The organism is Roseibium sp. (assembly GCF_025698965.1).
GTDB lineage: Bacteria > Pseudomonadota > Alphaproteobacteria > Rhizobiales > Stappiaceae > Roseibium.
Genome location: NZ_JAILWL010000225.1, coordinates 1 through 10369 on the forward strand (window position 1 = coordinate 1; position 10369 = coordinate 10369).

The window sequence follows — 10369 nt, forward strand, 5'->3', positions numbered from 1 at the left end:
TGTCCTGCTTGTAGCCTTTGCCCTGCAGCAGCACCGCCAATGCAAAAATGACCAGTAGAACCAGGGCCAATCCGCCCGCCAGCACCGGCATCCAAAATTGGGAAAGCCCGGTCGCAACGGCGCCTCCCGCACAAAACAGAGCAAAGTAACCAGCGGTCTTGTGGTAAGCCTCGAACCACCAGCGCTGTGGTGTCATATCGAAATGGTCTCCTCCCCAGGTCGAGCGCTCCTGCGGATCAGCTGCCGGGTCCTTGCGACCGCCGTGACTGCCGCGAAACCAGGCGGAAACGATCTGAACGACGCCAAGTGCGGTCGCTGCCAGTCCGAATTGGGCATGAAGAGTTCCGGAGAAACCACCACTCAGCAGCACCGCAAACGCGGCGCCGGCGACAGCCAGAAAAATTGCGAAATAGAGCGCCAGTTTGTGGAAGGTCCAGCAAAGTTCCGGCCAGGCCCATTTCGAGGTTCCTCTCGGAATGCCATAGGTCGATGGCGGGATCTTTCCGAAACGAAGAAACATCACGGCAATGGGAACAAGAACGAACCACACCACAAACATCAGGACGGCATGATTGTCCCAGTGAATAGGTATGACGATATCAAAGAAGGGAATTCGACCTTCGCCGGGTATCTCATAATCCATGTCCGGCTTCCTTCAGCGCGGCCAGGTTGAACACCAGCGCGGGGTCCAGGCTGCCCTTCAAACCGGCAATCACATTATTTGCCGCTACCACTGCCATACGCCGCGCAGCCTCACCGGTGAGCGCTGCCGAGTGCGGACTGACCACAACATTGGAAAGCGACAGCAGCGGCGTGCCCGGCGACTGCGGCTCGTCGGCAAAGCAATCAAGCCCAGCACCGCCGGACGACATCCGCCCTTTCAGCGCTGCCGCCAGGGCGTCTTCATCGACAAGACCACCGCGCGCTGCGTTCAACAGTATCGCAGAGGCTTTCATCTTGTTGAACTCAGCCGCCCCGATCAGGTTCTTGGTTTCGTTGGTCAGCGGTAAGTGCAGGCTCAGAGCATCGACCTCAGGCAAGACCTGCCTCCAGTTCGGAACCGGCACACATCCGCGGGAAGAGATTTCAGTACTGCTGACAAATGGATCATGGACCCATACTTCCATGTCGAAGCCAAGGGCGCGCCGTGCAACCTCGCGTCCGATGCGACCAAAGCCCAGGAGCATCAGCTTGCGTCCGGCAAGTTCTCCTGCGGATAACGTGTCGCGCACGTCCCATCGCCCCTCTCGCACTGCCTTGTCATAGGAAAGGAGATGCTTCACCAACGCCATCAGCATTGCCATGACCTGTTCAGCAACGGACACCGCATTTACCGGTCCCACAATTGTTACCGGCACTCCGGCTGCAGCCAGTTCACGGACAGGAAGATTGTCACAGCCGACACCGTGACGCGAAACGACCTTTAGCCGTGGCATTTGCCCCGCCTGTTCCGCAGTCAGCACGCCGTACCGAATAAGAAGAGCGTCGGCTTCGGCAAGCTTGTCTGCTGACAACGTCGCACCGGGGTCGGAAATCACTTCCACATCCAGTCCGGTTTCCGCATCCAGCATGGCCAGACCATCTGGATGAATTTTTCCGGCGATCAGTACCTTTGCCATCAGATTCCATCCATTTCCAAGATGTAGAGACCCGCATTCATGTCGGTCGTGTAGATCAGTCCCTGCCGATCAACAAAGACGTCGGTGGTATCAATGACCAGGGGCCGATTTGGTCGGTAGTCCATCAGCTTCTTCGGCGCGGGTGGCACGCAGGCGGCAACTTCCTCGGGACGGAATGGATTACTGATATCGTAGACCCGAATGCCGGCATTCTGATAGCTGACGAACATGAGTTCCTCGCTCTGAAAACCTTCGGATCTGTTTTCATGAACGTTGTGCGGACCAAACTGGCCACCCTTGTTTTTGTAGTCCACCTCATCAGGCGGCAATGTGGTGGCAATGGTCACTGGATTGGTTGGCACCGAAATATCGTAGACCCAATTACGCTTGATCCCGTCTTCGCAATTGTCGGCCTGGGATTCCTCGACAACGAACATCAGCCCTCGCCCGGGTAACGGCAGAGTGTTGTGGGTGTGGCCCGCGAAAGGCGGGCACGGATTATCGTGGGACAAAAATTTCGGATCGTGGCGATCTGAAACGTCGATCAGAGACATGCCTCCATCGCGCCAGGCAGCAGCGGCCAGATCACCTTTTACGATCGCGTGGTGCAGCGCGTACCGATATTTCTGATCCCAGTGAGGTGCTTCTCCCGCCGCCGTATTCATGCCTGGCAGCCAGAGTTGCGAGACAATCTCCGGCTTTTCCGGGTTTTTGAAGTCAGCGATCATGAAAATGTCATCGGAAAAACCCGGCGGAAGCGCGGAAAAATAGACCCAATCGCCTCCATCCCAGAACGTACGATGGACGCCCAGTCCCGGCACCTCGAAAAAAGCAATCTCCTTCGGGTTGGCACGATCGGAAATATCATAAATGCGCATTCCCGCGGAATAGGGCCGCTCCCCCTCGTCTATGACGACCTTGTCGGCCACGGAACCCTTGTAGTAGTCACCCGGATTGAACGCCCCGGAAGTCTCAACCTTCAGCATGTCGCACATGTTGTTCACGATCAGAATATCGCCATGAGTCTGCAGATGCTGGCTCCATGTGCCCTCAGGCTGGGCAACGTGACGGACGAATTTCGGGTTTTTCGGGTCACGAACATCCATGACCGAGAAACCGTTGTTAAAGACATGGCCAACATAGGCGTACCCACCCGAGACCATGATTTGGATACCGTCGGAACGGCCGCCTTGATCGCAATGCCCGACAATCCGCATGTTGCGCGTGTAGTCGGCGGTCAGAAGACTGGAGGTCATGGACTTTTCCTCAATTGGGATTGTGGGCACTTGCCAGGGACGTCAGGGCTTTGGCCCCCTGGATTAGAAAGTAATGATCTGCACCGATCACGAACAGGCCTGCACCGGACGAGCGCCAGGGACCAATGTCTTCACCCGGAGCGCAATAAAGCCCCGTCACGGCTTCCCGCGCGCCGAGAACCTGATGGCAGATTTCCTTGATTTTGGCGGAATTGAAATCCTCAAGCCCATACGACACCGTCAGGTCAGCGCGACCGACAAACAGTGCGTCTACACCTGAAACAGCGGCAATCTCCCTTGCGCATTCGACACCGCCTCGGTCTTCGATCTGACAGATCAACGAGACTTCGTTTCTGGTTGAGGCAAGGTGCTCTGACAATGGGCGCATACCGTAGGACCCTGCGCGGGTTGTTCCGGCAATGCCTCGCCCGTCCTGTCCATAGTGAACTGCCCGAACCAGCGCTTTGGCCTGCGCAACTGAGGTGACATGCGGAACAACCACACCCGCCGCGCCACAATCCAGCACATTCAGAATGCACTCCGGATCACTTCCCGGTACTCTTACAAGCGTTGCACAGTCAACCGCACGCGCGGCAAGCAGGCAATGGTTGATCGTCGCCTTGTCAAAAGGAGAGTGCTCTCCATCCAGTACAAGAAAATCGATCCCGCATTGCCCCAGAACTTCAACGACAGCCGGATGCGGTGTTTTGACGAAACAACCAAAAAGCGGTTCCCGTTTTGTCAGCCGGCTTTTGAACCGTTCGTTTGCCGTCATTCTCCCGACTCCCGTTTCAATCGGTCGAAATAGGACGCGTCGCTTTCAAGCACATCGTCCAGATTGAGCGGATAACGCCCCATCTCACGGACCATCTCGAAAAAGGCCAGAGTGTTTTCCGGTGGAATGTCGTGACCGATATTGTGACAGGGTGCGATAATGTATCCGCCGCCATTTCCCAGATCGGTCATACGGCGGGCGATTTCCCAACGAAGCTCCTCAAGCGTGGCATTCGGCATCATCTGCTGAACATCGATAGCTCCGTGAAATGCCAGCCGATCACCATATCGCGCTTTCAATTCGGCTGTCTCATCCATGCCCGCAGTTGAAGTCTGGACAGGATTGAGAATATCAGCACCCGTCTCGATCAGATCTTCGATCAGCGGCAGAACCGCACCGTCGGTGTGCATCATCACATAGACATCCGCACAGGATTTGATGTGTTGGTGCAAACGGGTATGAAAGGGTTTGATGCGCTTGCGGTAGACCTTGGGAGACAAAAGCAGAGATGTCTGCGTTCCCAGGTCATCAGTGACATAGGCAATTTGGACGTAGGGACCCACCTCTTCCATAAATCGGGTCCACATGCGGCACAAAGCGTCGGTAATCCTCCCCATAATCGCATCAGCCAGCTCGGGATTGATGACCAGATCTATAAAGAACTGCTCATAGCCACGCATTTGCAAAGCTGACATCAGCGGACCGGCCTTGATCGCATCGGCGCCCAGCACATAGCCGGTATTCTCAAAGAGATCCTTCGCCCGCTCCCCCAGACCGGAAAACTGGGCAGGGTCCTCGGTATCTGGCCAGGGAAATGCCTCAACCTCTTCGACCGTCTCGACATCGGCAAGGGGAGCCTTTGCAAGACTGTCGACTGCAAAGTGGTCTCCGTGCGCGCCTCGATAGGGAACACCCCACATGTCGATGTAACCGTCCATGTCGTCTCGCTCGACAACCTGAACCCAGTTGGGCACAAGCCAGCGAAAATCCACATTGAGGTACTGCAGCAACTCTTCATCCGGCACGACCGTCTGCGCCATCCGGTCCAGAATAAGTTCACCTTCCCGCAGCCCCAGCTCAGGCAACAGCGGCCTGAGCGCCGCGTAATGCAACTTGTGAATTGATCCAATGTGCTTGCCCATGTCGAGAGGCACCCACTCAGGCCCGCTCCGCTCCATGGCAGCTCGAAAATTTTCCCTTGGTGTCATCGCCATTTTTTAAAAAACCTCCCGTCGCCAACGATGCCAGACCAGGCTTGCAATCGTGAATGAATACGCATTCAATTATCAGTGCATTAAATTCAAGTCAATTACTCATCAGTCACAAAAATCTCTATTTTAATCTCAAAATAATATTGCATGCGCATTCAATATGTGTTTTGAAACACGCAGTCAGTTGCAGCACTCATATCAAGGGCCTGGAAATTCCGTGGGAAGGAGACCGATTTGGCATTACTGAGGTTGAACAAGCGCGAAGCAGCAGGAAGCGAACCGTCTCACCCCGCAGTTGAGACCTTTCTGAAAGGTTTTTCCATCGAGGTATTGCCCCGCACCGCTGCAAAGATTGCAGATTTCAGGGACATTCTGCCATCCGGGACTCGGGTCTACATCGCACACATCGAAGGCACGCCGATCGAGCAAATGGTCAAGACGGCAAGGCGCATTGCGTCCGAAGGTTTTGAGGTCATGCCTCACTTTCCCGCCCGGCTCATAAAAGACACTGCCACGTTGGAAAACTGGATCGCGATGTATCAGGGCGAGGCCGGAGTTGATCAAGCGCTGCTATTGGCCGGCGGCATTAGGAAACCTGCAGGAGAACTCCATTCATCCATACAGCTCATGGAATCGGGCCTGTTCGACAGAGCAGGTTTCTCGCGACTGCATGTGGCCGGACACCCGGAGGGCAACAGGGACATCGATCCGGACGGTTCTCGCAGAAATGTGGATGCAGCGCTGCAATGGAAACAGAAATTCAGCGAACGCACAAATGCCGAAATAGCACTGGTCACCCAGTTCGCCTTCGACTGCGAGACTATCATCGACTGGGTCGAAAGCCTTCGCGATGCGGGAATTACCCTTCCCGTTCATATCGGCATAGCGGGCCCTGCCAGACTGCAAACGCTCCTTAAATTCGCGATTGCCTGCGGTGTCGGCCCCTCGCTCAAAGTTCTGCAAAAACGGGCCTCTGATGTCTCCAAACTGCTTGTGCCCTATGACCCATCGGAGGTCATCAGCGGTCTGGCGAGCCGCAAGGCTGCAAATCCCGAATTCGGGATCACGAACGTCCACTTTTATCCACTTGGCGGCATCAAGGCCGCCTCTGGCTGGGCAGTTGAAAATGGTGGCAATTTCGCCAAACCCGCAACCTTTGAGGACCGGACATGACCCGGACAATTATCGAATCCAAATCCAAATCCGCCGTTCTGGGTTTTGATGAACCGTTTTGTGTAATTGGCGAACGCATCAACCCGACCGGGCGAAAAAAACTGTCGGCAGAACTGGAAGCCGGAGATTTTTCGACTGTAGAGAACGATGCGATTGCTCAGGTTTCAGCTGGAGCTGCGGTCCTCGATATCAACGCGGGAGCCGTGTTTGAATCAAATCCGAATTCGCATGAAACCGAGCCTGAATTGATGACGAGCATCGTCAAACTCGTTCAGGATCTGGTGGATGTTCCTTTATGCATCGATAGTTCGGTACCCGCAGCACTGGAAGCTGGTCTTGAAGCCGCTCAAGGTCGGCCATTGCTCAATTCCGTCACCGGCGAGGAAGAGCGATTGGAGCGCGTCTTGCCGTTGGTCAAGAAGTACAATGTGCCGGTGGTGGCGATTTCCAACGACGATTCGGGGATTTCCGAAGACCCCGACATACGTTTCAAAGTGGCAAAGAAAATCGTTGAGAGAGCTGCCGATTACGGCATTCCAAGCCATGACATTGTGGTGGATCCACTTGTGATGCCGATTGGGGCGATAGCTTCTGCCGGGCAACAGGCTCTGACCCTCATACACCGGCTCCGTTCGGAACTCGGCGTCAATACGACATGTGGTGCCTCGAACATCTCATTCGGAATGCCGAACCGCCATGGCATCAACAATGTCTTTTTGCCCATGGCAATTGCTGCCGGCATGACGAGTGCGATCATGAACCCGGTTGCACCCGCTGTGACAAAGAAGAAAATCGAGGTGAAGAAATCCGAACTCGAAGCCAAGGGTGTGATCCTGCCAGAGGATATGGACGACGAAACTATCGCACAGCTCTTTGGCCTTGGTTCAACTACGCCGCGTGCCGGTTCGGAGATGGAAGCGGTTCGCGCGGCAAACCTCCTGACCAACAACGATCCGAATGGAGGAGATTGGATCAACTTCAATAAACCCGCCAAATCCGGCGAAAAACGAGATGCAGCAGGCCGCCGTCGCCGTGCCCGTGCATCAAGTCCTGGCAGTCAATAGAAATGCCCCTCGTCGAATTGCCTTGCATGAGCCAATTCCTCGATTTCGAGATCAATCGGGATACCGAGGAAACTTCAGGTTCCTTCGATACAGATGCTCATTTCGTTGACTTTTACATCCCGGAAATCAGTTATCTTGGCGATGTCGGACTTTTGTCCTCGGTATTGGAGGCCGCGAACAGCTTATCGTCTCGTTCCATCTATCGATGGCGGCTTCGCGACATTTCAACTCCACGAAAAAATACCGACCAATCATCGGTCCATACAAGCATCTTTCTTGGCAATGCTCGCGGACCATGGCTGTTGTGTGAAGACGAACGAAGGCACTTGTGCCGCATATTTCGATTTTCGAAACACATCGTTCTGATCGGCGGCGCTGTGTTTCTGCCCGGAGCGAAAGCCATCGAAGAAAACAAACCATTGGCGGTTCATTCAAATTTCTTCGACGCTGCCGCCGAAGAGAATATTGAAGGTGCATGCATCGAGCATCACACGATTTCTCACGGGCGTCTTCGAAGCGCAACCACAGCCTTGGCCGCCGTTCGACTCATACTTGCAATGGTGGAGGAGGACGAAGGCTCATATCTTGCCGGCCTTGTGGCTGACCAGATTGGCTTGCCCACAAACCGGCAGAGCCGAACATCTCGACGCGCGGCACAGATGATCAGACAATCCAAGGGCGATCCCATCATTGAAGCCGCAATAAGGGTCATGAGCAATCATGTTGAAAACCCTTTGTCCATCGGCCAGATCGCTGACAAACTTTTTGTCTCAGAACGTGTCCTTCAGCGCCTCATCAAGGCGCTTTTGAATACTACGCCACTCAAGGTCTATCGACTGATTAGGCTGGAAGTCGCGCATAATCTATTGCGGCACACAAACTTAAGCGTGATGGAAGCTTCAACAGCAGTCGGGTTCGAGAGCCGTCGGCATTTCACCTACTGGTATCGAACAGTTTACGGCAACGAACCGCACCAAACTCGTCTCGCAGCATTCCAGGGCAGTCGGGAAGTCGCACAATCATCGAAACAAGGTTGAGTTCACTGCAATCACTATCCGCATCGTCGTTTGTCTCACCAGAATTGCGAACTTCGATGGCGTTGGTGAGGGCAGAGTAAAACTCAAAATGCCTGGGAAGATCTCGCATCGATCTGTGAACATGGCGCCCTGCCCGCTTCGTTTTTCGTTGCTTACCTATCTTGGAGTGAATGACATAACCCATGTCAAAAGAACCAGGTTTGCGTCCATGCCAGATCCGTCACCCGTTCGCTTGCACACCTGACACTGGACTGAATGACTGTCGAACGACACCCGCAGGATCATCACACCCAGCTTTGAGTTTTAGAGTACTTCCTTGGATTCTAGGATCATTTGACCGGTGCGCTTTCTCACTCGGACGAGGCGGCTTGCGTACCATGGTGCAGCTGACCACAAGCGCGAGCCAACGCAGCCAGCGGAGGAATGCATCCGGCCGTCCGGCATAAAACGCTTCAGCACTCAATGGATATGCTCCGGGTCCAGCGGTCAAGCTTGCATCGCATGTGACACAAACAACCTGTCAGGTTCATTGAGTGGAAAAATTTTTGCATCCGCATTCAAAGCCGTTTTACCTCCTTCTGTTTATCAAAAATACGAGCTTTACATACGAACGCAGCATATCGTTGATACGAGAATGCGGAGGAAGAAATGAAGCTTTCTTATTCGGCGTTTGCGAGTGCTCTGGCTTAGGTGAGCGAAGCGGCTGGTGCGAAAACGATCAGGATCGCCATGCGGCTCCCGAGAGCTCTCCAATTCACCAATCGCTTCTGTTCTTTGAGGAGCGACTGGAATCACGCTCCAGCGGTGACATCGAAGTTGAAATTTTCCCGGAAGGAAATATTGGCGGCGTGAAGGAGATGACTGAACTGGTTCAGTCAGGCAACATCACGATGACGACTGGTGCTTCGGTTCATTTGAGTTCCGCAGTGGCTGAACTTGCGGTGCTTGACCAGTTTCTCCTGTTTCAGGACTAAGCAGAAGCACGTTCGCTGTTGGATGGTGGAGCCGGAGAGGCGATTTCCGCAGCGACGGGAAAGCAGGACCTGAAAGATATGGGCGTCATGGAGCTGGGGTTTCGCGGCTTCACCTATAGCCGCGCACCGCTCGACAGTTACGAGGTGCTGTCTTCCAATCGCATCAATATCCGAGAAAATAAAACTGGGTTCTTTTAGTCTTCGCGAAAAGTGCGAATTATCCGCTGCATGGTGCCGATAAACTGTTCTCTTTCTTCAGGAGACAAATCAGCCAATGCCATATCATTGACCGTAGAAGCGGCATTGTATGCTTCATCTCGAATGGAAACGGCTTTGGGTGTCAGCCAGATGATTTTTGCGCGTCCATCGGTCGGGTGATCTTTCCGCAGGATCAAACCGTCCCGCTCCATCCTGTTGAGTGTGTTGGCCATGGTTGCCTGCTCAATATCAAGCTTTTCGACCAACTCCTTTTGGGTCTGACCGTCTTTTTGCCACAGCGCCAAAAGCGCCGGAAACTGCCCCGGTACAATACCCAAGGGCTCAATGCGCTTTCGCAGGCCTTCAAAAAAAAGACGGGCCACGTGGTGAATGAGATAACCGGCTGAGGAGTTACGATCAAATTCCATATCGCCTTTTAGAATTGCATAGCTAAGAGTGCAATGATATATAGCTAGCTATTCATAGCTGTGTATTTCTCAACGATACAAGTCCTGCATCGAAAGGCTAACCCGATGAAAACCTGCATTCACGTTGCTGTTGGTGGAAACATTCGCGACAAGTACAGGGATTGCCTTGGTTAGCTCCATTATCCTCATGAATATATTCGCGTTGATACCTGCACAGATCGTCACAGATTGCCTGAATGAGCGATATTGCCTGCCATGCCTGCCAAGGACTGAAGGCACTTCTCCCTGAAAACACACCCTTTTTCACTGCGGTGTTTCAATGAACAAGCCGCTTTGCAACGGATCTCACATAGACATTGGCTGGATGAACATCGCCAACTCACCTTCTTCTCTTACCGAGGTACTCAGTATGAAAAGTACGTCCACTTCCTACGGGACCGTTGCTGTGTCCATTCACTGGATCACCGCGATCTTGATCATTGCATTGCTTGTCTCAGGCTTTCGCGCGGCGTCATTGAATGCGAGTGCACTCAAAGTGAACACCCTCACCATACATGTGTCCATGGGCATTGCAGTGCTGTTGCTCACACTGCTGCGCATCGCATGGTGGTTCTTCGTGGACCAGAAGCCAGCC

At 53.7% G+C, this 10369-nt stretch carries 12 protein-coding genes; 6 read left to right on the top strand and 6 right to left on the bottom strand.

What is annotated here, in order from left to right:
- The 5 genes from K5905_RS18055 to K5905_RS18075 form a co-directional block, all read right to left on the bottom strand.
- On the bottom strand, window positions 1-643 hold a 643-nt coding region (locus K5905_RS18055), incomplete at its 3' end, for a cytochrome b561 domain-containing protein (RefSeq protein WP_297586353.1).
- Window positions 633-1619, bottom strand: coding sequence for an NAD(P)-dependent oxidoreductase (locus tag K5905_RS18060; protein WP_297586354.1), 987 nt, complete (start codon window positions 1617-1619; stop codon window positions 633-635). The genes K5905_RS18060 and K5905_RS18055, both read right to left, overlap by 11 nt.
- Complete coding sequence (locus tag K5905_RS18065) at window positions 1619-2875, bottom strand: hypothetical protein (RefSeq protein ID WP_297586355.1); 1257 nt, start codon at window positions 2873-2875, stop codon at window positions 1619-1621. The genes K5905_RS18060 and K5905_RS18065 overlap by 1 nt, the downstream gene beginning before the upstream one ends.
- Before the next feature lie 10 nt (window positions 2876-2885).
- A complete protein-coding gene (locus tag K5905_RS18070; RefSeq protein WP_297586356.1) occupies window positions 2886-3650 on the bottom strand; it encodes an aldolase/citrate lyase family protein in 765 nt (254 codons plus the stop codon).
- Window positions 3647-4864 carry a uroporphyrinogen decarboxylase family protein gene (locus K5905_RS18075; RefSeq protein WP_297586357.1) on the bottom strand — a complete coding sequence of 406 codons (1218 nt, stop codon included), beginning with the start codon at window positions 4862-4864 and terminating at the stop codon, window positions 3647-3649. Before K5905_RS18075 ends, K5905_RS18070 begins: the two co-directional genes overlap by 4 nt.
- 231 nt (window positions 4865-5095) lie before the next feature.
- On the opposite strand from K5905_RS18075, the gene K5905_RS18080 reads away from it, so the two are divergent.
- The 5 genes from K5905_RS18080 (at window position 5096) to K5905_RS18100 (ending at window position 9307) form a co-directional block, all read left to right on the top strand.
- A complete protein-coding gene (locus K5905_RS18080) occupies window positions 5096-6034 on the top strand; it encodes a methylenetetrahydrofolate reductase (RefSeq protein ID WP_297586358.1) in 939 nt (312 codons plus the stop codon).
- Window positions 6031-7098, top strand: a complete 1068-nt coding sequence (locus tag K5905_RS18085; RefSeq protein WP_297586359.1) for a dihydropteroate synthase — start codon at window positions 6031-6033, stop codon at window positions 7096-7098. The genes K5905_RS18080 and K5905_RS18085 overlap by 4 nt, the downstream gene beginning before the upstream one ends.
- Window positions 7099-7124: 26 nt before the next feature.
- Window positions 7125-8135, top strand: coding sequence for a helix-turn-helix domain-containing protein (locus K5905_RS18090; RefSeq protein ID WP_297586360.1), 1011 nt, complete (start codon window positions 7125-7127; stop codon window positions 8133-8135).
- Between the two features lie 533 nt (window positions 8136-8668).
- Window positions 8669-9109 (top strand): hypothetical protein, encoded by a 441-nt coding sequence (locus tag K5905_RS18095; RefSeq protein ID WP_297586362.1) that lies wholly within the window; start codon window positions 8669-8671, stop codon window positions 9107-9109.
- Between the two features lie 18 nt (window positions 9110-9127).
- A complete protein-coding gene (locus tag K5905_RS18100; RefSeq protein ID WP_297586364.1) occupies window positions 9128-9307 on the top strand; it encodes a hypothetical protein in 180 nt (59 codons plus the stop codon).
- Here K5905_RS18100 and K5905_RS18105 read toward each other — a convergent pair.
- Window positions 9304-9735, bottom strand: coding sequence for a MarR family winged helix-turn-helix transcriptional regulator (locus tag K5905_RS18105; protein ID WP_297586365.1), 432 nt, complete (start codon window positions 9733-9735; stop codon window positions 9304-9306). The two genes, K5905_RS18100 and K5905_RS18105, sit on opposite strands and share 4 nt — an antisense overlap.
- A gap of 409 nt (window positions 9736-10144) precedes the next feature.
- Here K5905_RS18105 and K5905_RS18110 point away from each other — a divergent pair.
- The coding region (locus tag K5905_RS18110) for a cytochrome b/b6 domain-containing protein (RefSeq protein WP_297586366.1) at window positions 10145-10369 on the top strand (225 nt) is incomplete at its 3' end.

Coding starts and splice junctions, on each gene's coding strand:
- K5905_RS18060 (WP_297586354.1), bottom strand. CDS start 1,619: ATGGCAAAGGTACTGATCGCCGGAAAAATTCATCCAGATGGTCTGGCC.
- K5905_RS18065 (WP_297586355.1), bottom strand. CDS start 2,875: ATGACCTCCAGTCTTCTGACCGCCGACTACACGCGCAACATGCGGATT.
- K5905_RS18070 (WP_297586356.1), bottom strand. CDS start 3,650: ATGACGGCAAACGAACGGTTCAAAAGCCGGCTGACAAAACGGGAACCG.
- K5905_RS18075 (WP_297586357.1), bottom strand. CDS start 4,864: ATGGCGATGACACCAAGGGAAAATTTTCGAGCTGCCATGGAGCGGAGC.
- K5905_RS18085 (WP_297586359.1), top strand. CDS start 6,031: ATGACCCGGACAATTATCGAATCCAAATCCAAATCCGCCGTTCTGGGT.
- K5905_RS18090 (WP_297586360.1), top strand. CDS start 7,125: ATGAGCCAATTCCTCGATTTCGAGATCAATCGGGATACCGAGGAAACT.
- K5905_RS18105 (WP_297586365.1), bottom strand. CDS start 9,735: ATGGAATTTGATCGTAACTCCTCAGCCGGTTATCTCATTCACCACGTG.